This is a genomic window from Pseudomonas sp. ARP3 (assembly GCF_001029595.1).
GTDB classification, from domain to species: domain Bacteria; phylum Pseudomonadota; class Gammaproteobacteria; order Pseudomonadales; family Pseudomonadaceae; genus Aquipseudomonas; species Aquipseudomonas rhodesiae.
Genome location: NZ_LEKF01000003.1, coordinates 140479 through 165421 on the forward strand (window position 1 = coordinate 140479; position 24943 = coordinate 165421).

Consider the following 24943-nt stretch of genomic DNA (forward strand, 5'->3'; position numbering starts at 1 on the left):
ATTGAAAGGACGACACGATTATGCGTAAACAACTGATGATCCCTGCCCTGTTGGCAATGAGCGTTGCCTTGGCGGCCTGCTCCACCCCGCCGAACGCCAACCTGGAAAACGCCCGCACCAACTTCTCCGCCCTGCAAACCAACCCTCAAGCCACCAAGCTTGCGGCGCTGGAAACCAAGGACGCTCAGGAATGGCTGGATAAGGCCGACAAAGCCTACCGCGACAAGGAAGACCAGAAGAAGGTCGACCAGTTGGCTTACCTGACCAATCAGCGCGTTGAAGTGGCCAAAGACACCATCGCCCTGCGCGAATCCGAAGCCAAGCTGAAAAACGCCGGTGACGAACGCGCTCGCGCCCTGCTGGATGCTCGCGATGCGCAGATCAAGCAGCTGCAGGATAGCCTGAACGCCAAGCAGACCGATCGCGGTACGCTGGTGACTTTCGGTGACGTACTGTTCGCCACCAACAAATCCGACCTGAAATCCAGTGGTCTGGTGAATATCACCAAACTGGCTCAGTTCCTGCGCGACAATCCAGATCGTAAAGTGATCGTCGAAGGCTACACCGACAGCACCGGTTCCGATTCCTACAACCAGAGCCTGTCGGAGCGCCGTGCAGCGTCCGTACAACGCGCACTGGCTCAGCAAGGTGTGGATATTTCGCGCATCGTGACCCAGGGCTATGGCAAGGAATATCCGGTTGCCGACAATAGCAGTGCATCGGGCCGCGCCATGAACCGCCGCGTTGAAGTGACCATCTCCAACGACAACCAACCGGTCAAGCCACGTTCGTCGATGGCAAACTGATTGATTGAGCTTGGATAGAAAAACCCACCTTACGGTGGGTTTTTTTTCGGTTCGCCAAACTCGATAGTGCGATGAGTATCCTCAGCGGGCATTTCAATTCTGGAACCGTAGGTATTTTGCGATAGCTTGTCCATCAGTTGCGCAAGCTCATGATCCCGAGCATCTCGCCTTTCCAGCGTCTGATGCCCTCTGATCATGTCCAGCATGTTGTCGATTGCAGCAATCCGTATCGCCACGTTCTCAGCCTCGATCTGTGTAAGCAACTCCGCTTTCTGTGGTTTGAATACGCGATAGGGTTCCAGTTAATTCCGTCGCCAGTGACTACCGCCAGCGCCAACTTGTTCGTGGACTGATCGCTACAAGCGCGATAAAAAGCCCATCGGCGAGAGCTGCTTTTGTGAGACGGCAGTCAGAAAGATACCGGGGTGTTCCCCTGATAGTCTCCCTGCTGGATTTGAGAGGCAGACTGCGCGCCAGATTGACCGTCTTGCTGAGCGTTGCCGCTTTGAGCTTCTTGACCGCTCTTTGCCCCTTCATTCTTTTTTTGTTCAAGTAGCTTATTCAGCAGCTTCAAAAGCTCCTCAAGGGTTTCGCCGCCACCGGCACCACTGCTTCCCGATCCACCTTGGGAACCTTGCGATTGCAGTTGTTGAATTTTGTTTCGTGTATCTTGGATCTGCTGATCGAGACTATCTTGCCCCACTGCGCCGGCATAGCCCGCATTCCCAACACTCGACGGTCCATTAATAGCTGCCATAGATGCTAACTCCACATAACTGAAATAAAGACCGATCAGTGATACCAATCAGTCCAGAATCTGTGGCCGGTTAATCGAGACAGTTCCGGGTTGCGCAGGTTTACCATTGCACTGAAGACTTAATCACCAAGTCTCGTGGCGTTTTCCCACAACAATGATGTGAAAGCTTACTGCTGCAACTGCGGCGTTTCCTGCCCCATGCAGCGCACGGCTTGCTTCTTGTTGTTCACCAGCACGCCACTCAAGCCTTTCTGCTCAGTATCAAACATCACCAGCACGCCATCGACGCATTGCGCCACTTGGGCGGCCGGAGTCAGGGAGATCTTGTAATCCTCGCCCGGCACGGTCTTGAGCATGGTGAAGTCACTGAGCAGCAACGCATCTTCCGGTTTGGCGAAGTGCAGGTAGCCGTAGTACCACAGGCAACCGACGGTACCGATGATGGTGCCGATGCCGGTGAGGATCAGCGGGATCATGTTGCGTTCTTCGCTCATTGCGGGCTCTCTGATGGATCAACGTTAGGAGTCGGATAGTTTGGAATTTCGCCCAGGCGCCGCAGGCCATTGAAATGTTGCGGGTCATCCAGATAGCGCAGCATCACGGTTTGCCAGGTTTTATCGGCAAAGGTCTGCACATGCCCGCCACGGGTCAATTGCAAGACTCTGGGCGGCGGCGCCGCCTGATACAAGCGGATGCCATTGGCCACGGGCACGATCGGGTCATCGAGGCTGTGAAACAACAGTTTCGGCACGCCACTCAACTGGGGCATGGCGTTGATCGCACTGTCCGCGTCGGGCACGAGCCAGGATAAGGGCACTTGCAATGGCCATGTTAGCCAGGAGGTGCTCAGCGCGAATTGTCCTACGTCACGATAACTAGCCGGTACGCCGTCCAGCACCAGCGCTTTGAGCTGGGTCTGACGCTGCGGGTGCGCCGCCAAGTAATGCACGGCCAGCGCGCCGCCCAGGCTTTGGCCGAGCACAATCAGCGGCTGCCCCTGGGTTTCGGGGGCCTTGTCGAGCCAGCTGAAAGCCGCGTCCACGTCCTGATAAATCGCCGGCAATGAGGGCTTGCCTTCCGACAGCCCATAACCGCGATAGTCCAGCAGCAACACTTGATACCCCTGCTCCGGTAACCACCAACTGCCGCCCAGATGCCAGGCCAAATTGCCACCGTTGCCGTGCAGGTGCAGCACCGTGCCCTTGAGCGGCACGCCGGGCTTGGCCGGCAACCACCAAGCATGCAGCTTGACGCCATCGGCGGTGGTCAAGGTGACGTCGCGGTAGTCCAAGTGTGCTTTTTGTGGCGTGAACGGCAGGCCGGGTTCGGGGTAGAACAGCAGCGAGCTACAGCCGTTCAGTGTGAGGAGCAGGCACAGAATGCCGAGGATTCTCATCCGTTGAAGCCTCGCAAATAACAGCATTTAAAGGATATTGGAGTAGTCAGCCTCGATCCGATCCAGGCTCAGATGGTTGAGGAAGTTGGAAAAGCACATCCACGCCGCCAGGGCGTTCATGTCACGGAATTGCTCGGGCAGGTACTTGGGCGGCACCACAAGCCCCTCGTCCACCAGTTGGCGCAGGGTGCGCATGTCCTCCAGGGTGGTCTTGCCGCAGAACAGCAGCGGCACTTGTTCCAGCTTGCCTTTACGCACAGCCAACTGGATGTAGTTGTAGACCATGATAAAGCCCTTGAGGTAGGACAAATCCTTGGTGAACGGCAGACCGGTTGGCACCGAGCCACGGAATACGCGGCTGGCGTTGCCATAGCTTTCCGCCATCTCAAAGCCTTGTTCGCGGAAGAACTCAAATACCTGCAGGAAGTCGGCGCCCTCCTCCACCATATGGATGGCCCGCGTGCGGTTGGTCAATTTGCGCAGGCGGCTGGGGTAGGAGGCGAAGGTAATGATCTCCATCAGGATCGCCAGACCTTCCTGCGTCACGGTGGACGACGGCGGGCCCTTGGACAGGAATGTGCAGATCGGCTGGTTCTGGCCGTTGAGGGTGGTGCCCACATGCACCAGGCCTTCATGCACTTCCAAGGCGCGCACATCGCGGTCGTTGAACATCGCGTCGGCGCGGATCTTGATGTAGTCGGCACCCGCCGCCGCGTCGGCGACGATACCGTCGGACTCGAACACACGAATGGTTTCTTCGGCCTCGCCGAATACCTTGTTCAGGCGGGTTTGCAGCAGGGCCACGGCGTCCTTGGCGGTCAGGGTCTTGGCTTCGTCCTTGAGGTCGCCACGGCCGTCGATGTTGTTCAGGTAATCGGACAGCATCAGGCCCAGATCGGCCAGGGTCGGGTCGCCGGCGTGGAACGCATCGGAGGCGGCGCCGTACAGCTCTTGGGAGATCAGCCCGAAGTCCTCGGTGCCGCGGGCCTCCAGCATGCGCACCACCATGCGGTATTCCTTGCACATGCGACGCATGATCTGCCCCACCGGGCTGAATTGGCCGAGCCGGCGGGTGATGTCACGCTCGATATTCTGGAATTCCAGCTTCACCGCGCTGGAATCGAACGACAGCGGCCGGTTCAGGTAATAGTCGCGATCCACGGCCGGCATGGCTTTGCCCTTGGCATTGAGAAACCCTTGACGGATGTTCTCGTCCCACTTCACGGCGTCGAGGACGCGGATCGGGGTTTGCGCCAGCACAATGCGATCGGACAAGGTGCGTATCGTCTGCTGGTAATCGTCCACCCGGTACTTCCTCTTTAAACGTTATCGACCCGCGCGCCGGTAGCGCACGGCTTCAACGAACACATCGGCATTGGCCGGATCATCCAGGTAGGCAAATACCTGGCTCATGGCGCTGTCGATCAGTACACCGGCGCCTTCGACGGTATCCACGGTGCTGCCATGCAGTACCTGTTGCCCGATAGCCTGGTGAATCTGTTCGAGATCGAGGTTATAGACCACCAATTCGTGCTTATCGTCGAACTCGAACCCCGCCAGGAAGTAATGCCCTCCCAACCTGGCGGGCAACGGTGCCGACAGGTACCAGCGGCTGCCATGGCGCGAAACGGTAAACAGGTACTCATCGCGCTGGGCCGGCGAGGCTTTAGGGTAGCTCACCGCTTTATAGCGGTGCTCACCGACGCGGCTGATTTGCAGATTGAGCGGTTCGCCCCAGGCATTCTTGCTGGTCCAATGGCCCAGCAATTCATCCGGCGCCGCCTCATGGGCGGGCAACGGGTCCTTGAACGTTACCAGGCAACCACCGAGCAATAGGAACGACAGGGCCAGTACCGCCAAACGCCAGGTTTTCATTGGACTCCCCCGGTGTCAGACCGAGGCCAACACCAAATGCATGTAACGCTTGAGAATCTCAAGCATCTCGTCAGCGGTCAGAGGCTCTGGGCCGCCCAGCAGGCCCTGATATTCCATCCGACCGATTATCGCCGTCAACACTTTGGCATCCTGTTGCGGCTCGCGGGAACCCAATACCTGGAAAAACTGCCCGGTGCCCTGCAGCAGGATCTGTTGATGGGAGCGCACCAGTTCCGCCAGGCGCGGGTTGAGCAAGGCTTCCTGACGGAAGGCCTGTTCGGCCATCAAGTGCTCGCGGCGGTTGGTCAATTGACGCATCACGTAATCGGCGGTCAAGCGGGCGATGTCGTCCGCCAACTGGGAGCGCGACTGCGGGCTGCCATCGCCATAAGCGACCATTTCGCGCAGCAGGCCCTCGTTACGCACCCACAATTTACCCATGAACGCGGCGCTGCGTTCCACGTATTGGGCGAAGGTGTCGGTGAGCAGGTCGTCGATATCCTTGAAGTAGTAGGTGGTCGCCGACAGCGGCACCCCCGCTTCGGCGGCCACCGCACGATGACGCACAGCCCGCACACCATCGCGCACCACGATGCGCATGGCCGCATCCAAAATGTCTTGCCTGCGCTGCTCGCTGCCTTGGCGACTGGCCTTGCGGCCCTGGTACTGGACGCTTTCAGCCACGGCAGCAGCAATGCCGGCGGCGCCTTCTTGTGCGGTTACGCGGTTCACGACTCACATCCTTGAACAGATCAAAACCTGGCGCTGTTTGCTTGACGCTTATAGACGCCACATAAAAAAGCCGCCTTATAAAAGGCGGCTCTGGATTTCGCTACGGTTACGCTTGTGGCCGCATGTGCGGGAACAGGATCACATCGCGGATCGACGGCGAGTTGGTCAACAACATCACCAGGCGGTCGATGCCGATGCCTTCACCGGCGGTCGGCGGCATGCCGTACTCCAGGGCGCGGACGAAGTCGGCGTCGTAGTGCATGGCTTCGTCGTCGCCGGCGTCTTTGTCGGCCACCTGGGCCATAAAGCGCTCGGCCTGGTCTTCCGCGTCGTTCAACTCGGAGTAGGCGTTGGCGATTTCGCGGCCGCCGATAAACAACTCGAAACGGTCGGTGACGTTCGGGTTGTCGTCGTTGCGACGGGCCAACGGCGACACTTCGAACGGGTACTGAGTAATGAAGTGCGGCTGTTCCAGCTTGTGCTCCACCAGCTCTTCGAAAATCATCACCTGCAGTTTGCCCAGGCCTTCGAAGCCCAGCACCTTGGCGCCGGCTTTCTTGGCGATGGCGCGAGCCTTGTCGATGTCGTTGAGGTCATCGGCGCTCAGCTCGGGGTTGTATTTGAGGATCGAATCGAACACCGACAGGCGCACGAACGGCTCGCCGAAGTGGAACACCTTGTCGCCGTACGGCACGTCGGTGCTGCCCAGGACCAACTGCGCCAGCTCGCGGAACAGTTCTTCGGTCAGGTCCATGTTGTCTTCGTAGTCGGCGTAAGCCTGGTAGAACTCCAACATGGTGAATTCTGGGTTGTGACGGGTGGAGACGCCTTCGTTGCGGAAGTTGCGGTTGATCTCGAAGACCTTCTCGAAACCACCGACCACCAGACGCTTGAGGTACAGCTCAGGCGCGATACGCAGGAACATTTCCATGTCCAGCGCGTTGTGGTGGGTTTCGAACGGCTTGGCTGCGGCACCGCCGGGAATGGTTTGCAGCATCGGCGTTTCCACTTCCAGGAAGTCACGCTGCATCAGGAAGCTGCGGATGTGGGCGATGATCTGCGAGCGGACGCGGAAGGTGTGGCGCACGTCTTCGTTGACGATCAGGTCGACATAGCGCTGGCGATAGCGTTGCTCGGTGTCGGTCAGGCCGTGGTGCTTGTCCGGCAGCGGGCGCAAGGACTTGGTCAGCAGGCGCACGTTGGTCATTTCCACGTACAGGTCGCCCTTGCCGGAACGGGCCAGGGTGCCTTCGGCGGCGATGATGTCGCCCATGTCCCAGGTTTTCACCGAGGCAAGGGTTTCTTCGGACAGGGTCTTGCGGTTGACGTAGACCTGGATACGCCCGGTCATGTCCTGGATCACCATGAACGAGCCACGGTTGAGCATGATGCGACCTGCCACCTTGACCGGGATCGCCGCTTCCGCCAGCTCTTCCTTGGTCTTGTCCGCGTACTGTTTCTGCAAGGCATCGCAGTAGTTGTCGCGGCGGAAGTCGTTGGGGAAGGCGTTGCCCTTGGCGCGCTCGGCAGCAAGCTTTTCCTTGCGCAGGGCGATCAGGGAGTTTTCTTCCTGTTGCAGGGCTTGCGGGTCGAGTTGTTGGTCGCTCATGTCTTTAAATTTTCCATCACAGGTTCGTTGCCCTCAGGCCTTCGGCCTGGGGATCGCGGGCAAGCCCGCTCCCACACAGGGTATTACAGGCCGGACTTCAGGCTGGCTTCCAGGTACTCGTCGATATCACCGTCGAGCACCTTGTCGCAGTCGCTACGTTCGATGTTAGTGCGCAGATCCTTGATACGCGACGCGTCGAGCACATAGGAACGGATCTGGTGACCCCAGCCGATATCCGACTTGGTGTCTTCCAGCGCCTGGGAAGCGGCGTTGCGCTTCTGCATCTCCTGCTCGTACAACTTGGCCCGCAGCATTTTCATGGCGGTGTCCTTGTTGGCGTGCTGGGAGCGTTCGTTCTGGCAGCTCACCACGGTGTTGGTCGGTACGTGGGTAATCCGCACGGCCGAGTCGGTGGTGTTGACGTGCTGACCGCCGGCACCGGAGGAACGATAGGTATCGATCCGCAGGTCCGCCGGGTTGATCTCAATTTCCACTTTGTCATCGATCTCGGGCGAGACGAACACCGCGCAGAACGAAGTGTGGCGACGGTTGCCGGAGTCGAACGGGCTCTTGCGCACCAGACGGTGCACGCCGATCTCGGTACGCAGCCAGCCAAAGGCGTATTCGCCCTTGATATGCACGGTAGCACCCTTGATACCGGCGACTTCACCGGCGGACAGCTCCATGATGGTCGCGTCGAAACCGCGCTTGTCGGCCCAGCGCAGGTACATGCGCAGCAGGATGTTGGCCCAGTCCTGGGCCTCGGTGCCGCCGGAACCGGCCTGGATGTCCAGGTAGGCGTTGTTCGGGTCCATTTCGTGGCTGAACATACGGCGGAATTCAAGCTTGGCGAGGTTTTCCTCGAGACGGGCCAGCTCGGCGACCACATCGCCCACTGCGCCTTCGTCGTTTTCTTCGACGGCCATGTCCAGCAGGTCACGGCAATCGGCCAGGCCGGTGTTCAGTTCGTCGAGGGTGTCGACGATCTGCGCCAGCGCAGCGCGCTCGCGCCCCAGTTCCTGGGCGTATTCAGGTTTGTTCCAGACACTCGGATCTTCAAGCTCGCGGTTGACCTCGGTCAGACGCTCATGCTTTTGATCGTAGTCAAAGATACCCCCGAATAGTTTCGGAGCGCTCGGACAGGTCCTTGATGGTGTTAAGGATCGGGTTGATTTCCATGGCGGGCAGCACTCGTTGGCGAACTTTTGAAAGCCGGCGAGTATAACGGCAAACCGCTGGAAACGGCAGCCCGCTGAGCCGAAAAGGCGGTTTCAAACCCTATGAAAACCCGCTGTGGGAAGGGAGTTGCCGTGGTGAGCGGGCTTGTCGAATCGTCGCACCGCCCGCGCTGGGCTGCGACGCAGCCCCACTCCAGGCGATGTGGTTTTAGCTGACACACCGAGGTGCCTGGGTTTGGGGCCGCTTCGCAGCCCGGCGCAGGGCAAGTCTGCTCACCAAAGAGTTAGGAGTCTGCCTTTGAAACTTGTGTTGAGCACAGCCTCAGGTCATTCGATACCGACCTGATTGCGCCCATTGTGCTTGGCCGTATACAGACCCTTGTCCGCCGCCATGATCACCTGGCGGCAACTGGAGCCCTGCTGCGGGACCATGGTGGACAGGCCGATGCTGACGGTCAGGCACGAACCTTCGGTCGGGGCATTGTGGGGGATGTTCAGCGCGGCGACGGCCATGCGCAGTTTTTCCGCCACCAGGCGCGCGCCACCCGGCGAGGTGTTGGGCAGCACCAGAGCGAACTCCTCGCCGCCGTAGCGCGCCGGCAGGTCCGACGGGCGGCTGCTGGCGTCACGGATGGTGTCGGCGACCTTACGCAGGGCTTCGTCGCCTTCGACGTGGCCGAAGCTGTCGTTGTAGGTCTTGAAGAAGTCCACGTCGATCATCAGCAATGACAGCTGGGTCTGGTCACGCATGGCGCGCCGCCATTCCAGCTCCAGGTATTCGTCGAAGTGGCGACGGTTGGACAGCCCGGTCAGGCCATCGGAGTTCATCAACCGTTGCAGCACCAGGTTGGTGTCCAGCAACTGCTGCTGGCTGACCCGCAGCGCACGGTATGCCGCATCGCGCTGCAACAGGGTCATATAGGAACGTGAGTGATAGCGGATGCGCGCCACCAGTTCGATGTTGTCCGGCAGCTTGACCAGGTAATCGTTGGCGCCGGCTGCAAATGCCGCGCTCTTGATCAGCGGATCTTCCTTGGTGGAAAGCACGATGATCGGGATGTTCGCCGTGGCCGGGTGGTTGCGGTACTCGCGCACCAGGGTCAGGCCATCGAGGCCGGGCATCACCAGATCCTGCAGGATCACCGTCGGTTTGATGCGGATGGCCTGGGCAATGGCCTGGTGCGGGTCGGCGCAGAAATGGAAGTCGATGTTTTCTTCATGGGCCAGGCCACGCCGCACGGCTTCGCCGATCATGGCCTGGTCGTCGACCAGCAACACCATGGCGGCGTTTTCGTCGGTCTTGATGTCGTCGATCTGTAAATCATTCATCTGCAGTCACCTGAATTACCACCTGCAAGCCAGCACCGCGCAAGGTCTTGCTCATTGTGCAAAGACCTCCAGCAGTCGAGGCGCAATTCTATCCAGTGGGCGAATTTCAACAGCGGCATCGATTGCCGCCGCCGCTTTGGGCATGCCATACACCGCCGAGCTCTGTTGATCCTGGGCGATGGTCAAATAACCTTGTTCACGCAGCAGTTTGAGACCCTGGGCCCCGTCGCGCCCCATGCCGGTCAGCAATACGCCGACAGCATCGCCATTCCAGTGACTGGCGACGCTCTCGAAAAACACGTCGATCGACGGGCGATAGATCTCGTTCACCGGTTCTGCGGTGTAGGCCAGCGTACCGTTCTTCAATAAACGAATGTGATGGTTGGTCCCGGCCAGCAATACCACCCCGCTCTGGGGCGGCTCACCTTCACGGGCCAGGCGCACCGGCAGGCTGGACGCGCTGCTGAGCCACTCGGCCATGCCGGCGGCGAACACCTGGTCGACGTGCTGCACCAGCACAATGGCGGCGGGAAAGTCGCGGGGCAGGCCTTTGAGCAGGGTTTCCAGGGCCGCCGGGCCGCCGGCCGAAGAGCCGATGGCCACCAGCCGCTGGCGTTTGCCCTCGTGGCGCGGCGGCGCGGTTTCCGCGCGCACACGGCTGCCGCGCTGGCCGATCAACCAACCGATGTTGAGGATCTTGCGCAGCAACGGTGCCGCCGCATCCTGGGGGTTGCCCACGCCCAACGCCGGCGTATCCACCACGTCGAGGGCGCCATGGCCCATGGCTTCGAACACGCGGCTCACATTGGCCTGGCGGTCGACGGTCACGATCAGAATCGCGCACGGGGTCTCGGCCATGATCTGGCGCGTGGCCTCCACACCGTCCATTACCGGCATGATCAGGTCCATAAGGATCAGGTCCGGGGTCAGTTCGGCGCAGCGCTGCACCGCTTCCAGGCCATTGCTGGCCACCCACACCACTTGATGCGCCGGCTCGAAACTCAACGCTCGGCGCAAAGCCTCGATGGCCAGCGGCATGTCATTGACGATGGCGATCTTCATGCCCGCGCACCTCCGATCAGTTCCATCACGGCATCGAGCAAGGCGTCGTCGTGGAAACTGGCTTTGGCCAGGTAATAATCGGCCCCGGCGTCGAGCCCGCGTCGGCGGTCTTCTTCGCGGTCTTTATACGACACCACCATCACCGGCAACGATTGCAGGCGACTGTCACGGCGCAAGAGTGTGACCAATTCGATACCGTCCATGCGAGGCATATCAATGTCAGTGATCAGCAGGTCGAAATCCTCGGAACGCAAGGCGTTCCAGCCGTCCATGCCATCGACGGCCACGGCCACTTCGTAGCCGCGATTAAGCAGCAATTTGCGTTGCAATTCACGCACCGTGAGCGAGTCATCCACCACCAGCACGCGTTTGCGCGGAGCTTCGGCGGTCTGCTGGCTGCGCCGGGCGATACGCTCAAGGCGCCCGGTATTGAGCAGTTTGTCCACCGAACGCAGCATGTCTTCGACGTCGACGATCAGCACCACCGAGCCGTCGTCGAGCAATGCACCGGCGGAAATATCCTGGACCTTGCCCAGGCGATCATCCAGCGGCAACACCACCAGGGTGCGCTCGCCGATAAAGCGTTCCACGGCAATCCCATACACCGCATCACGCTCACGAATCACTACAACTTTCAGCGTTTCCGAAGGGCTCTGCCCGGCCGGTCGCTGCAACAATTGGCTGGCGGCGACCAGGCCGACATGCCGGCCTTCGTGCCAGAAATGCTGGCGACCTTCCAGTTGCACGATGTCTTCCGGCGCCAGATCGCACATGCGTTCGATATGCGCCAACGGGAAGGCATAAGCCTCTTCGCCGACCTCGACCACCAGGCTGCGCACCACCGATAGGGTCAGCGGCACCTCCAGATGGAAACGGCTGCCCTGCCCCGCCGCTTGTTCCAGCACCACCGCGCCGCGCAGTTGGCGCACCATATGCTGCACCGCGTCCAGCCCGACGCCGCGCCCGGACACTTCGGTGACTTTGTCGCGCAGGCTGAAACCCGGCAGGAACAGGAACGTCAGCAACTCCTCTTCGCTCAGGCGCAGCGCGGTCTCCAGCGGCGACAGCTTGCGCTCGACAATGGTGCCGCGCAGGCGTTCGAGGTCCACGCCATTGCCGTCGTCACTCAGCTCCAGCACCAACAGACCAGCCTGGTGCGAGGCGCGCAGGCGGATCAGCCCTTCGGCCGGTTTGCCCGCCAGCACACGTTGCTCGGGCATTTCGATACCGTGGTCGACGGCATTGCGTAACAGATGAGTGAGGGGCGCTTCGAGTTTTTCCAGTACGTCGCGATCGACCTGGGTTTTCTCGCCTTCGATTTCCAGCCGGACTTGCTTGCCCAGGCTGCGGCCCAGGTCGCGCACCATGCGCACCTGCCCCGCCAGCACGTCTGCAAACGGGCGCATGCGACAGGCCAGCGCGGTGTCATAGAGCACCTGGGCGCGCTGCCCGGCCTGCCAGCCGAACTCATCGAGCTCGGCGGTTTTTTCCGCCAGCAGCGCCTGGGCTTCGCCCAGCAGGCGGCGCGCATCGGCCAGGGCCTCCTGGGCTTCGAGGCTCAGGTGCTGGGTCTTGAGCTGGCCATCGAGGGTGTCGAGGGCACGCACGCTCTGGCTCTGAATACGCTTGAGGCGCTGCAGGCTGACCAGGTAGGGCTTGATGCGCTGGGTTTCCACCAAAGACTTGCTCGACAGGTCCAGCAGGCTGTTCAAGCGCTCGGCGGTCACGCGCAATACGCGCTCGCCGCCTTCGGTCATGCGCTTGCCCTGACGCGGTGGGTCGCTGGTGACGGGCGGCGCGGGCTCGGGCTCCGGCGGCAGTTCTTCAAGCACCGGCTCGGGGGCTGGCTCGGGTACTGTTGGCGGCGCAACGCCGGGGCTCGGGTGCGAGGGGTCCAGCAAGCGCTCCATCAACGCCACATACGCTTCAATATCCGCTGGCCCCACGTCGTTGCCGGGGGTGGCGATGCGCATCAGCAGGTCGGTGCCTTGCAGCAATGCATCGATATGTTCAGGTTGCAGATACAGACGGCTTTCCTGGGCACTGACCAGGCAGTCCTCCATGACATGGGCCACGCTGACCCCGGCATCCACCCCCACGATGCGCGCCGCGCCTTTGAGCGAGTGGGCCGCGCGCATGCAGGCTTCGAGTTGGTCGGCCTGGGTCGGGTTGCGCTCCAGGGCCAGCAGGCCCGCGCTCAGCACCTGGGTCTGCGCATCGGCTTCCAGGCTGAACAGTTCCAGCAGCGAAGCATCACGCATCTGGTCGGGGGTCATGTAAGGCTCCGTGTCACGGCAGACAACAATTGTGCCTCGTCCAGCCAGCGCAGGCTGCGGCCCTTCCATTGCAGCACGCCCTGGGTGTAGCGCGCGCTGGCCTGGGTGCCGGACACCGACGCCGCGCTCAACGTACGCTCGTCGATGGCGTGGATACCGTCCACTTCATCCACCGGCACCACCACCGGGCCATCCTGCGCGGCAATGATCAACATGCGCGGTGTGACCCGTGCGCCGCTAGGCCCACTGTCAGTGGCATCCAGACCGAGCAGTTCCATCAGCGACAAGCACGCCACCAGCGCACCGCGCACATTGGCCACGCCGAGCAAGGCGCGCGAGCGCTGGTGCGGCAGCGAATGGATCGGTTGCAGCGGCGCCACCTCCACCAGGCAACGGGTGGCGATGCCGAGCCACTCGTCACCGAGGCGGAACATCAACAGCGAGCGGGTCGCCACGTCCTCGTCGACCGTCTCGGCGACGTGAGCGCGACGGTCGTCCTGTTGCAAGGCATAGCGGTCCAGCAGGCGCGTGGCCGCGGCGGAATAGACCGAGCAGTTACGGCAGTGGATGTGTTCCACCAGCAGCGGGCAGGATTTGTCGCCATGGACGCCGATGCGGTTCCAGCAATCGTCGATGGCTTGGGTGTCGGCCAGGGTCAGGTCCAGGCCGGTGGTGTCGAGCGCGTCGGGGCTACTCATGGTTTGGACTCACTGTCAGCTCGCTCGCTGCGGGCGGCCCGCGCCTGCAAACGACGCGCCCCCGCACTGTCGCCCTGGGATTCCAGCAGCGCGGCCAACTGCATCAGGGCCTGCGGATGCTGGGGTTCCAGGTACAAGGCTTTTCGATAATACCCCTGGGCCTGCTGGGCACTGCCCTCCACATCGCTGAGCAGCCCCAGCCAATAGAACACCTGGGCGGCCGGGGGATGGTCGCTCAAATACTGTTCGCACATGGCGCGGGCCTCGGCACTTTTGCCTTGGTTGGCCAGGGTGGCGATACGGCTGAGCAAGGCGCCCGCTTCGGAGGGTGGCGCCTTGATCGGCACTACCTGGGCACTCACTGTGCTGAACGGCCGTGGTTTAGCCGGAAGCGGCGCCGCAGTGCGTTGCGGCTTGGGCATCGGTATGAAGGTCGGCTCGGGCCTGACCGGTTCCGCGTGCCGACTGAAGGCAAAGGACTGCGGCACCCCAATCGAGCGCATGCCGTGGCGCCCCAACAAGCTGCCTTCGGCCGGGCCGATAAACAGCACGCCGTCGACGTGGGTCAGGGCCTTGAGCACTTCGAACACTTGCTGCTGGGTCGGTTGATCGAAGTAGATCAACAGGTTGCGGCAAAACACAAAATCGTAGCTGGCCTCATTGGCCAGCAGCGCCGGGTCAAGCAGGTTGCCCACTTGCAGACGCACCTGTTCGCGCACGCGGTCGGCGATGTGGTAACCGTCGCTGTGCTCGGTGAAGTGGCGTTCGCGAAAGGCCAAATCACCGCCGCGAAACGAATTCTTGCCATACACGCCGCGCCGGGCGCGCTCCACCGACAGCGGGCTGACATCCATGCCCTGCACCTTGAACTGATGCGGCGCCAACCCGGCATCCAGCAGGGCCATGGCGATCGAGTAAGGTTCTTCCCCGGTGGAACACGGCAGGCTAAGGATACGCAGGGCGCGCATCTGCTTGATCTCGGCCAAGCGCGCGCAGGCCAAGCGCGCCAGCGTGGCGAAGGATTCGGGATAACGGAAAAACCAGGTCTCGGGGACGATCACCGCTTCGATCAGCGCTTGCTGCTCGTCGTGGGAGCGTTGCAGGCGCTGCCAGTAATCGTCCGGGGTAAGTGCCCCAACAACCTGGCTGCGCTGGCGCACGGCCCGCTCGATGATGGCCTCGCCCACCGACGCCACGTCCAGGCCGATGCGTTCCTTAAGGAAGGCAAAGAAGCGCGGGTCGTTGCTCATAGGCTCAGCTCGCTGGAAAACAACAGGGCGCGCACGTCATCGGTGAGCAGATCATTAACGCCGATCCACTGCATCAGGCCCTCTGCATCTTCGCGCACGGGCCCCAGGTAGGGCGCCTCGCGGTTGTCCAGGCCGTACGCTTGGAACTCTTCAAGGCCGCAACGCAGGGTGTCGGTGGCCTGCTCTAGAATCAGCCCCAGCCGGCGCGCCTCGACCCAGGGCTGCGGTTGGTAATGCACCAGTACCAGCCGCGTGCTGGTCCGTACCTGGGCCGGCGTGCCGAAGGCCAGGGCACTGAGGTCGATGACCGGCACCAGCGCGCCGCGATGGGCGAAAATACCGGCCACCCACACAGGAGCGTGGGCGATGGGTTTGAGCGGCAGGCGCGGCAGTACTTCGGCCACTTCGGTGGCCCGTAGGGCATAGCGTTCGCTGCCGATATGAAACACCAGGAACAACGCTTTTTTCGCTGCCGGGACGGCGCCGCGTTTAGCCGCGAGTTCGCTCATCAGACTTTGAAACGCGACACGCCGCTGCGCAGACCCACCGCAACCTGGCTCAGTTCATCGATGGCGAAACTGGCCTGACGCAGGGACTCCACCGTCTGGCTGCTGGCGTCGCCCAATTGCACCAGCGCGTGGTTAATCTGTTCGGCCCCCGTGGCTTGGGCCTGCATGCCTTCGTTGACCATCAGCACTCGCGGCGCCAGGGCTTGGACCTGATGGATGATCTGCGACAGCTGCTCGCCCACCTGCTGCACTTCGAACATGCCGCGGCGCACTTCTTCGGAGAATTTGTCCATGCCCATCACCCCGGCCGACACCGCCGACTGGATCTCACGCACCATCTGCTCGATGTCGTACGTGGCCACGGCAGTCTGGTCGGCCAGGCGCCGCACCTCGGTGGCGACCACAGCGAAGCCGCGCCCGTACTCACCGGCCTTCTCGGCTTCGATAGCGGCATTGAGCGACAGCAGGTTGGTCTGGTCGGCGACCTTGACGATGGTCACCACCACTTGGTTGATGTTGCCGGCCTTCTCATTGAGGATCGCCAGCTTGGCGTTGACCAGGTCGGCGGCGCCCATTACCGAGTGCATGGTTTCTTCCATGCGCGCCAGGCCCTGCTGACCGGAACCGGCAGCCACCGATGCCTGATCGGCGGCGGTGGAAACTTCGGTCATGGTGCGCACCAGGTCCTTGGAGGTGGCGGCGATTTCGCGGGACGTGGCACCGATTTCGGTGGTGGTCGCCGCGGTTTCGGTGGCGGTGGCCTGTTGCTGCTTGGAGGTGGCGGCGATCTCGGTGACCGAAGTGGTCACCTGCACCGACGAGCGCTGGGCCTGGGACACCAGGGCGGTCAGCTCGGTCATCATGTCGTTGAAGCCGGTTTCGACCGCGTTGAACTCGTCCTTGCGCGACAGGTTCAGACGCTTGCTCAGGTCGCCGGTGCGCATGACCTCAAGAATTTCGACGATACGCTGCATGGGCGACATGATCGCGCGCATCAGCAGCAAACCGCACAGGCCAGCAGCCAGAATCGCCACGGCAAGCGACACGAACAAACTGATCTTGGCGGAGACCACTGCTTCATCGATGGCGGACGTTGCGTTATCGGACACGCCTTTATTTTCGGCGATGATGTCGTTGAGTTTCATGCGACCTTCAATCCAGATCGGCGTCAACTGCTCATCCAGCAACTCGTGGGCGGCCGGCAAATCGTTGGCCTGGATGCGATCGAGTACTTGCGCCAGGACCTTGTTGTAATTGCTGTGCGAGGCCTTGAAGTTATCGAACTCCATACGATCGGCCTGGTTGCCGATCGTTTTCTCGTAATTGGCCATTTGTTGTTCGATGCGCTTTTCGAAACCCTGGTAATCGGTCTTGTCGGCACTGGTCAGGGTTTTGTCTTCGCGCATACCGATGATATCGAGGGTCTGCAGATAGCTGTCGACCCACGCACTGCGGATCATTGAGCTCAGATAAACCCCCGGCACAGCGTCATCGCGCACGGCTTCTTGCCCAGCCTCGATTTTCAGTAACCGTGAATAAGAGACCACGACCATTAACAGCATGATGGCGATAACGACCGCAAAACTTGCCAGGATCCGTTGGCGCAAGGTCCAATTCTTCACAGTACTTCCTCGAAGGGCCATTCAAATGGAGGGGAGTATAGCTGAGCAGCAGCGCTCATTTATGAATGGGTTTGGTGGTCAACCGACATAAACGCTAAAACGCCTGTGGGAGGAGGCTTGCCCCGATGACGATACCTCAGTTGGAAAACCTGCAACTGATGCACCGCTATCGGGGGCAAGCCCCCTCCCACATTTTGTTTTAAACCGGTGGTTATTGGTTAAGCCGTACTTGTTTTTCCAGTTCCACCTTCAAGCCCGGCTCCAGTTTGAGCTGGCGCGCCAACTCATCCAGATACGCCTTCTCCATAAAGTTTTCCTCATCTACCAGCATCACGCTGGCGATGTACATCTCGGCGGCCATTTCCGGGGTGTCGGCGGCGCGGGCGACATCCGCCGGGTCCAGGGGCTTGTTCAGTTCGGCATGCAGCCAGTGTTGCAATTGGGGGTCATTGTCGAGTTTGGTGAACTCGCCTTCGATCAGCGCGCGCTCACGCTCGTCTACATGGCCGTCGGCCTTGGCGGCGGCGACCAACGCCTTGAGGATGCCCTGGCTGTGCTGCTCGACCTGGGCCGGTGGCAGACGGTCGATGGTTTGCGGTTCGCCTTGGGGCGCACTGGCCTGTTGCGCCTGCCAGTTGCCATAGGCTTTGTAGGCGATGACGCCCAAGGCGGCCAAACCGCCGTAGGTCAGGGCCTTGCCGCCGAATTTGCGGGCTTTTTTGTTACCCAGCAACAGCCCCATGGCACCCGCCGCCAGGGCTCCCCCGCCAGCGCCACCGAGCAGGCTGCCCAGGCCGCCACCGCCGAGCAGACCGCCCAAGGCGCCCTTGTCTTCCTGTTTGCGCTGGCCGCCGGCCTTATTCTGCAACATGTCCTGACCAGACTTGAGCAACTGATCGAGCAATCCACGGGTGTTCATAACAGCCTCCAGACACTTGGGTTCATAGGACCAATAGGCTGCCAGCGTAAAACTAAGTGCCAAAAAACCAGGATCTAGAGTGCTTCCAGATGTAACGCCGCTGCCTATCGTATAAATCGATATACACTCAGGTACTTCTATAAAAACAGCCTTCTGGTAATTCCAGCATGATGACCTTGCGTCAAATCCGCCACTTCATTGCCGTGGCCGAGACCGGCTCGATCTCCGCCGCCGCGCAAACCGCGTTCATCTCTCAGTCGACCCTGACCCTGGCGATCCAGCAACTGGAGCAGGAGATTGGCGTCAACCTGTTCAATCGCCACGCCAAGGGCATGACCCTCACCCACCAGGGCCATCAGTTTCTGCGCCAGGCACACCTGATTCTGGCCACCGTCGACAACGCCAAGCGCAGCCTGCAACAGAGCACCGACCAGGTAGCCGGGCAATTGATCGTCGGCGTGACCAGCCTGGTGGCCGGCTACTACTTGGCCGACCTGCTGACCCGCTTCCAGCGCGCGTACCCCAATGTGGAAATCCGCGTAATGGAAGACGAGCGCCCGTATATCGAACATCTGCTGGTCAGCGGCGAAATCGACGTGGGCGTGCTGATCCTGTCCAACCTCGAAGACCGTCATGCCCTGCAGACCGAAGTCCTGACCCACTCGCCCCACCGCCTGTGGCTGCCGGCGCAGCACCCGTTGTTGGAGCACGACAGCATCAACCTGGCTGATGTGGCACGCGAACCGTTGATTCAGTTGAACGTCGATGAAATGGGCCACAACGCTCAGCGCCTGTGGGCCGGCGCCGGCCTGCAACCGCGTGTGACCTTGCGCACGGCATCCACCGAAGCGGTGCGCAGCTTGGTGGCGGCGGGCCTGGGGGTGTCGATCCAGCCGGACATGACCTACCGCCCCTGGTCGCTGGAAGGCGACATTATTGAAGCGCGGCCGATTGCAGACCTCAGCCAGACTCTGGATGTCGGCCTGGCCTGGCGCCGTGGCACCGCGCGTCCGACCCTGGTGGACCCGTTCCTCACTGTGGCACGCGAACAACCGCACCCACGCAAGCCATCTATTTAATCGAATGCTGCATTCAGTATTTAGTATTTGTTGACCTCGCGCCCGCCCTCTACTCTCGACTCATCCATAAGAGAAAGCCGGGCGCCTTGTAAGAGAACGCCCATGGCCACACAAGAAAAGAGATCGCGAAAAATGTCCGGCGCGTCCACCCCGCTGCTCACTGCGTTGCTGATCGACGGCGAACTGGTTCAAGGCCAGGGGTTTGTCGAGCCGATCCTCAACCCGGCCACCGGTGAAGTGCTGACTCAAATCGCCGAAGCCAGCACCGAGCAAGTCGAAAGCGCCATCCTTGCCGCCCACCGCGCCTTTGCCGGTTGGTCGCGGACCACGCCGCAGCAACGCGCCAACCTGCTGCTGGGCATCGCCGATGCTATTGAAAAACAAGCCGACTACCTGGCCCGTCTGGAATCGCTGAACTGCGGCAAGCCGTTGCACCTGGCGCGTCAGGATGATTTGAGCGCCACTGTGGATGTGTTCCGCTTCTTCGCTGGCGCCGTGCGTTGCCAGACTGGCCAATTGAGCGGCGAATACCTGCCGGGCTACACCAGCATGGTGCGCCGCGACCCGATCGGCGTGGTGGCCTCCATTGCGCCATGGAACTACCCGTTGATGATGGCCGCGTGGAAGATCGCCCCGGCCCTCGCCGCCGGTAATACCCTGGTGTTCAAACCGTCGGAACACACGCCGCTGTCGATCCTGGCCCTGGCACCCGTGCTCAAAGAGCTGCTGCCACGGGGCGTGATCAACATTTTGTGCGGCGGCGGCGAAGGGGTCGGCAGCCATTTGGTCAGTCATCCCAAGGTGCGCATGGTGTCGCTGACCGGCGATATCGTCACCGGCCAGAAGATTCTGCAAGCCGCGTCCAAAACCCTGAAACGCACGCACCTGGAATTGGGCGGCAAGGCACCGGTGATCGTGTGTAACGACGCCGACCTGCAGGCCGTGGTCGAAGGCGTGCGCGCCTATGGCTATTACAACGCCGGGCAGGATTGCACCGCCGCATGCCGTATCTATGCCCAGGCCGGGATTCACGACAAATTGGTCGCCGAGCTGGGCGCGGCCGTCGGCAGCCTGCGCTTTGCCGGCAAACGCGACGCCGATAACGAACTCGGCCCGCTGATCAGCACACGCCAGCGCGACCGCGTCGCCAGCTTTGTCGAACGCGCCCTCGGCCAACCGCATATCGAACGGGTCACCGGCGCCGCCGTGCATTCCGGTGCCGGTTTCTATTACCAGCCCACCCTGCTGGCCGGTTGCAAGCAAAGCGATGAGATCGTGCAGCGCGAAGTGTTTGGCCCGGTGGTCACCGTGACCCGCTTCGACGAACTGGAGCAAGCGGTGGACTGGGCCAACGATTCCGAATACGGCCTGGCCTCTTCGGTGTGGACCCAGAACCTGGACAAAGCCATGCAAGTGGCGGCACGCCTGCAATACGGCTGCACCTGGATCAACAGCCACTTCATGCTGGTCAGCGAAATGCCCCACGGCGGTTTGAAGCGCTCGGGATACGGGAAAGATCTGTCGAGCGACTCGTTACAGGACTACAGCGTGGTGCGCCACATCATGGCGCGTCACGGTCAGCACCTTTAAAACAACAACTAAGCTCATGCATCACGGCTTCACACACTGCCCCGACCATAATTAAAGAAGAGGGAACCCCCATGTCCGCGCACAAGACCGCACTGCTCAGTGCCTTGACCACCGCGCTGCTGGCCAGCGCCAGCCTGCAAGCCGCCGAACCGCTCAAGGCGGTCGGCGCCGGCGAAGGCCAGTTGGATATCGTCGCCTGGCCCGGCTATATCGAACGTGGCGAAAGCGACAAAGCCTACGATTGGGTCAGCGGTTTCGAGAAGGAAACCGGCTGCAAGGTCAATGTGAAAACCGCCGCCACCTCTGACGAAATGGTCAGCCTGATGGCCAAGGGCGGCTATGACCTGGTCACCGCCTCCGGCGATGCGTCGCTGCGGTTGATCGTCGGCAAGCGTGTGCAGCCGATCAACACCGCGCTGATTCCCAACTGGAAAAACCTCGACCCGCGCCTCAAGGATGCGCCGTGGTACGTGGTCGGCCAGCAAACTTATGGCACCCCGTACCAATGGGGGCCGAACGTGCTGATGTACAACACCAGCGTGTTCAAGACCGCGCCCACTAGCTGGAGCGTGCTGTTCGACCCGCAGAACCTGCCGGACGGCAAGCCGAACAAGGGCCGCGTGCAGGCCTATGACGGCCCGATCTACATCGCCGACGCGGCGCTGTACCTCAAGGCCACCAAACCGGAGCTGGGAATCCAGAGCCCCTACGAGCTGACCGAAGCGCAATACAAGGCCGTGCTCGACCTGCTGCGCGCCCAGCAACCGCTGATCCACCGTTACTGGCACGACACCACCGTGCAAATGAGCGACTTCAAGAACGAAGGCGTGGTGGCCTCCAGTGCCTGGCCGTACCAAGTCAACGGGCTGGTCAATGAGAAACAACCGATCGCCTCGACCATCCCCAAGGAAGGCGCCACCGGCTGGGCCGACACTACCATGCTGCACAGCGAGGCCAAGCACCCCAACTGTGCCTACAAGTGGATGGACTGGTCGCTGCAGCCGAAGGTCCAGGGCGATGTCGCCGCCTGGTTCGGCTCGCTGCCAGCGGTGCCGGCCGCGTGTAAGGAGAGCGAATTGCTCGGCGCCGAGGGTTGCAAGACCAATGGCTTCGACCAGTTCGACAAGATCGCCTTCTGGAAAACCCCACAGGCCGAAGGCGGCAAGTTCGTGCCGTACAGCCGCTGGACCCAGGACTACATTGCGATCATGGGCGGCCGTTAAAACCATCAAGACGGCATAGACCTACTGTGGGAGGGGGCTTGCCCCCGATAGCGGTGTGACAGCCAACCCAGCTTTCACTGAACCACTGGTATCGGGGGCAAGCCCCCTCCCACATTGACCGCACTCACAGATGTTTTGTTTTTTCAGAAGTCCAGGCCGGGCCGCTGCGACGACCCGCGCCTTTTTGGAGCACCGCACCATGACGCTTGCAGTCCAATTCACCCACGTTTCCCGTCAGTTCGGCGAAGTGAAAGCCGTTGACCGGGTTTGCATCGATATTGAGGACGGCGAGTTCTTTTCCATGCTCGGCCCTTCCGGCTCGGGCAAGACCACCTGCCTGCGGCTGATCGCCGGCTTCGAACAACCCAGCGCCGGCTCGATCCGCATTCATGGTGAGGAAGCCGCCGGCTTGCCGCCGTATCAGCGCGATGTGAACACCGTGTTCCAGGATTACGCGCTGTTCCCCCATATGAATGTGCGCGACAACGTGGCCTATGGCCTAAAGGTCAAAGGCGTGGGCAAGGCCGAACGGCTCAACCGCGCCGAAGAAGCCCTGGGCATGGTGGCCTTGGGCGGTTACGGCGAACGCAAACCGGTGCAACTCTCCGGCGGCCAGCGCCAACGGGTGGCCCTGGCCCGCGCGCTGGTCAATCGCCCGCGCGTGCTGTTGCTTGACGAGCCCCTGGGCGCCCTCGACCTCAAGCTGCGCGAGCAGATGCAAAGCGAGCTGAAAAAGCTGCAACGCCAGCTCGGCATCACCTTTATCTTCGTGACCCACGACCAGACCGAAGCGCTGTCCATGTCCGACCGCGTGGCGGTGTTCAACAAAGGCCGTATCGAACAGGTCGACACCCCGCGCAACCTCTACATGAAACCGGCCACGGCGTTCGTCGCCGAATTCGTTGGCACCTCCAACGTGATTCGGGGCGAACTGGCCCAGCGCTTGAGCGGCAGCGCCCAACCGTTTTCGATCCGTCCGGAACATGTGCGGTTTGCCGAAGGCCCGCTGGGCGCTGGCGATGTGGAGATCAGCGGCGTGCTGCATGACATCCAGTACCAGGGCAGCGCCACCCGTTTTGAGCTGAAACTGGACAACGGCCAGACCCTGAGCATCAGCCAGGCCAACAACCAGTGGCTGGACACCAGCGGCGCCCATCAGGTCGGCCAGCCCCTCACCGCGCGTTGGGCGCGGGAAGCCATGACGCCGCTGACTGACAGCGCAGGCGAGGTGTGACATGAGCCTGGCCCTTTCCCAACACGCGCCGATGCGCAGGTTTTCCAACCTGCTGTACCGCAAGCCCAATCTATACCTGGCGATGCTGCTGGTGCCGCCGCTGATCTGGTTCGGCGCTATCTACCTGGGCTCGTTGCTGACCTTGCTATGGCAAGGCTTCTACACCTTCGACGACTTCACCATGGCGGTTACCCCGGACCTGACCCTGGCCAACTTCGCCGCGCTGTTCCAGCCGTCGAACTTCGACATCATCCTGCGCACGCTGAGCATGGCGATCGTGGTGTCGATCGCCAGCGCCATCGTCGCCTTCCCGATTGCCTATTACATGGCGCGCTACACCACCGGCAAGACCAAGGCGTTTTTCTACATCGCCGTGATGATGCCGATGTGGGCCAGTTACATCGTCAAGGCTTACGCCTGGACCTTGCTGCTGGCCAAGGGCGGCGTGGCGCAGTGGTTTGTGCAGCACCTGGGGTTGGAGCCGCTGCTGCACTTTGTGCTGGGCATTCCTGGCGTGGGCGGCAGCACCTTGAGCACCTCGCACTTAGGACGGTTCATGGTGTTCGTCTATATCTGGCTGCCGTTCATGATCCTGCCGATCCAGGCGTCCCTGGAGCGTTTGCCGCCGTCGCTGCTGCAAGCCTCGGCCGACCTGGGGGCCAAGCCGCGCCAGACCTTTATGCAGGTGATTTTGCCGCTGTCGGTGCCGGGGATCGCCGCCGGATCGATCTTCACGTTCTCGCTGACCCTGGGCGACTTTATCGTGCCGCAACTGGTGGGCCCGCCGGGCTACTTCGTCGGCGGCATGGTGTACGCCCAGCAAGGCGCCATCGGCAATATGCCCATGGCGGCGGCGTTCACCTTGGTGCCGATCGTGCTGATCGCGATTTACCTGTCCATCGTCAAACGCCTGGGGGCCTTCGATGCACTCTGAAAAAGCATCTCTCGGTTTGCGCATAGCCGCCTGGGGCGGCCTGGTGTTCCTGCACTTCCCGATCCTGATCATCTTCCTCTACGCCTTCAACACCGAAGAAGCGGCGTTCAGCTTCCCGCCCCAGGGCTTCACCCTGAAGTGGTTCAGCGTGGCGTTCGCACGGCCCGACGTATTGGAAGCGATCAAGTTGTCGCTGCAGATCGCCGCCATCGCCACCCTGATCGCTATGGTGCTCGGCACACTGGCTTCCGCGGCGCTGTACCGGCGTGAGTTCTTCGGCAAACAGGGCGTGTCGCTGATGCTGATCCTGCCGATTGCATTGCCGGGGATCATCACCGGTATCGCGTTGCTGGCAACGTTCAAGACCCTGGGCATCGAGCCGGGGATGTTCACCATCATCGTCGGCCACGCCACCTTTTGTGTGGTGATCGTCTACAACAACGTCATCGCCCGCTTGCGCCGCACCTCCCACAGCCTGATCGAGGCGTCGATGGACCTGGGCGCCGACGGCTGGCAGACCTTCCGCTACATCATCATGCCCAACCTGGGCTCGGCGCTGCTGGCCGGCGGCATGCTCGCGTTTGCGCTGTCGTTCGACGAAATCATCGTCACCACCTTCACCGCCGGGCATGAGCGCACCTTGCCGCTGTGGCTGCTCAACCAGTTGAGCCGGCCACGGGATGTGCCGGTGACCAACGTGGTGGCGATGCTGGTGATGCTGGTGACGATGTTCCCGATCCTGGGCGCCTATTACTTGACCCGCGGCGGTGAAAGCGTGGCGGGGAGCGGCGGTAAATAACTTGGCCACTGAAGGAACGCGGTTCAAATGTGGGAGGGGGCTTGCCCCCGATAGCGGTGTGACAGC

The 24943-nt window shown here is 61.5% G+C and carries 24 protein-coding genes; 7 read left to right on the forward strand and 17 right to left on the reverse strand.

Translation table 11 applies throughout. The features are described from left to right. Positions 1–20 precede the first annotated feature (20 nt). Entirely contained in the window at positions 21–806 is a 786-nt protein-coding gene (locus ABX75_RS04960; RefSeq protein ID WP_034096205.1) for an OmpA family protein, read from the forward strand. A gap of 29 nt (positions 807–835) precedes the next feature. On the opposite strand, the gene ABX75_RS04965 is transcribed toward ABX75_RS04960, so the two are convergent. From ABX75_RS04965 to ABX75_RS05050, 17 genes are all read right to left on the reverse strand, one after another. Beyond that, positions 836–1069: a hypothetical protein gene (locus ABX75_RS04965; RefSeq protein ID WP_080758681.1), complete on the reverse strand. Its 234-nt coding sequence runs from the start codon at positions 1067–1069 to the stop codon at positions 836–838. Between the two features lie 146 nt (positions 1070–1215). Continuing rightward, positions 1216–1563, reverse strand: coding sequence for a hypothetical protein (locus ABX75_RS28040; protein ID WP_034096204.1), 348 nt, complete (start codon positions 1561–1563; stop codon positions 1216–1218). A gap of 167 nt (positions 1564–1730) precedes the next feature. After that, entirely contained in the window at positions 1731–2057 is a 327-nt protein-coding gene (locus tag ABX75_RS04975; RefSeq protein ID WP_003172217.1) for a hypothetical protein, read from the reverse strand. Next, the gene (locus ABX75_RS04980; protein ID WP_034112098.1) at positions 2054–2959 is read right to left on the reverse strand and encodes an alpha/beta hydrolase; all 906 of its coding nucleotides are present in this window, start codon (positions 2957–2959) and stop codon (positions 2054–2056) included. Before ABX75_RS04980 ends, ABX75_RS04975 begins: the two co-directional genes overlap by 4 nt. 27 nt (positions 2960–2986) lie before the next feature. Next, on the reverse strand, positions 2987–4264 hold the full coding sequence (locus ABX75_RS04985) for a flavohemoglobin expression-modulating QEGLA motif protein (RefSeq protein ID WP_034096202.1): 1278 nt from the start codon (positions 4262–4264) through the stop codon (positions 2987–2989). A 21-nt stretch (positions 4265–4285) separates the two neighbouring features. Further along, the gene (locus ABX75_RS04990; protein WP_034112094.1) at positions 4286–4834 is read right to left on the reverse strand and encodes a hypothetical protein; all 549 of its coding nucleotides are present in this window, start codon (positions 4832–4834) and stop codon (positions 4286–4288) included. Between the two features lie 15 nt (positions 4835–4849). Beyond that, complete coding sequence (locus ABX75_RS04995; protein WP_034096200.1) at positions 4850–5566, reverse strand: TetR/AcrR family transcriptional regulator; 717 nt, start codon at positions 5564–5566, stop codon at positions 4850–4852. 106 nt (positions 5567–5672) lie between these two features. Beyond that, positions 5673–7175 (reverse strand): lysine--tRNA ligase, encoded by a 1503-nt coding sequence (gene lysS, locus ABX75_RS05000; protein ID WP_034112093.1) that lies wholly within the window; start codon positions 7173–7175, stop codon positions 5673–5675. A gap of 83 nt (positions 7176–7258) precedes the next feature. Next, positions 7259–8354, reverse strand: a protein-coding gene (prfB, locus tag ABX75_RS05005; RefSeq protein ID WP_098100956.1) for a peptide chain release factor 2 whose coding sequence is annotated in 2 segments (ribosomal slippage) — positions 7259–8281 and positions 8283–8354 — 1095 coding nt in all. Because the reading frame shifts where the segments join, the coding sequence is not laid out codon by codon here. Positions 8355–8680: 326 nt separating this feature from the next. Further along, positions 8681–9682 carry a diguanylate cyclase gene (locus ABX75_RS05015; RefSeq protein ID WP_034096198.1) on the reverse strand — a complete coding sequence of 334 codons (1002 nt, stop codon included), beginning with the start codon at positions 9680–9682 and terminating at the stop codon, positions 8681–8683. A gap of 51 nt (positions 9683–9733) precedes the next feature. After that, positions 9734–10744: a chemotaxis response regulator protein-glutamate methylesterase gene (locus ABX75_RS05020; protein WP_034096197.1), complete on the reverse strand. Its 1011-nt coding sequence runs from the start codon at positions 10742–10744 to the stop codon at positions 9734–9736. Continuing rightward, positions 10741–13020, reverse strand: coding sequence for a hybrid sensor histidine kinase/response regulator (locus tag ABX75_RS05025; RefSeq protein WP_047881555.1), 2280 nt, complete (start codon positions 13018–13020; stop codon positions 10741–10743). The genes ABX75_RS05020 and ABX75_RS05025 overlap by 4 nt, the downstream gene beginning before the upstream one ends. Next, a complete protein-coding gene (locus ABX75_RS05030) occupies positions 13017–13718 on the reverse strand; it encodes a chemotaxis protein CheW (protein WP_047881556.1) in 702 nt (233 codons plus the stop codon). Before ABX75_RS05030 ends, ABX75_RS05025 begins: the two co-directional genes overlap by 4 nt. Further along, positions 13715–14968, reverse strand: coding sequence for a protein-glutamate O-methyltransferase CheR (locus ABX75_RS05035; protein WP_034112090.1), 1254 nt, complete (start codon positions 14966–14968; stop codon positions 13715–13717). Before ABX75_RS05035 ends, ABX75_RS05030 begins: the two co-directional genes overlap by 4 nt. Next, positions 14965–15477, reverse strand: coding sequence for a chemotaxis protein CheW (locus ABX75_RS05040; RefSeq protein ID WP_034096193.1), 513 nt, complete (start codon positions 15475–15477; stop codon positions 14965–14967). The genes ABX75_RS05035 and ABX75_RS05040 overlap by 4 nt, the downstream gene beginning before the upstream one ends. After that, positions 15477–17099: a methyl-accepting chemotaxis protein gene (locus tag ABX75_RS05045; RefSeq protein WP_047881557.1), complete on the reverse strand. Its 1623-nt coding sequence runs from the start codon at positions 17097–17099 to the stop codon at positions 15477–15479. Before ABX75_RS05045 ends, ABX75_RS05040 begins: the two co-directional genes overlap by 1 nt. 211 nt (positions 17100–17310) lie before the next feature. Next, positions 17311–18018, reverse strand: coding sequence for a tellurite resistance TerB family protein (locus ABX75_RS05050; protein WP_047881558.1), 708 nt, complete (start codon positions 18016–18018; stop codon positions 17311–17313). A 167-nt stretch (positions 18019–18185) separates the two neighbouring features. Here ABX75_RS05050 and ABX75_RS05055 point away from each other — a divergent pair, with 167 nt between their 5' ends. From ABX75_RS05055 to ABX75_RS05080, 6 genes are all read left to right on the forward strand, one after another. Then, positions 18186–19097 (forward strand): LysR family transcriptional regulator, encoded by a 912-nt coding sequence (locus ABX75_RS05055; RefSeq protein WP_034096190.1) that lies wholly within the window; start codon positions 18186–18188, stop codon positions 19095–19097. A 132-nt stretch (positions 19098–19229) separates the two neighbouring features. Next, the gene (locus tag ABX75_RS05060; protein ID WP_047881559.1) at positions 19230–20687 is read left to right on the forward strand and encodes a gamma-aminobutyraldehyde dehydrogenase; all 1458 of its coding nucleotides are present in this window, start codon (positions 19230–19232) and stop codon (positions 20685–20687) included. 71 nt (positions 20688–20758) lie between these two features. Continuing rightward, positions 20759–21910 (forward strand): putative ABC transporter substrate-binding protein YdcS, encoded by a 1152-nt coding sequence (gene ydcS / locus ABX75_RS05065; protein ID WP_034112087.1) that lies wholly within the window; start codon positions 20759–20761, stop codon positions 21908–21910. Between the two features lie 199 nt (positions 21911–22109). Beyond that, positions 22110–23144, forward strand: coding sequence for an ABC transporter ATP-binding protein (locus ABX75_RS05070; protein ID WP_047881560.1), 1035 nt, complete (start codon positions 22110–22112; stop codon positions 23142–23144). Position 23145: 1 nt separating this feature from the next. After that, positions 23146–24078, forward strand: a complete 933-nt coding sequence (locus tag ABX75_RS05075) for an ABC transporter permease (protein ID WP_047881561.1) — start codon at positions 23146–23148, stop codon at positions 24076–24078. Then, the gene (locus ABX75_RS05080; RefSeq protein ID WP_034096186.1) at positions 24068–24877 is read left to right on the forward strand and encodes an ABC transporter permease; all 810 of its coding nucleotides are present in this window, start codon (positions 24068–24070) and stop codon (positions 24875–24877) included. Before ABX75_RS05075 ends, ABX75_RS05080 begins: the two co-directional genes overlap by 11 nt. The last annotated feature ends 66 nt before the right edge of the window (positions 24878–24943 follow it).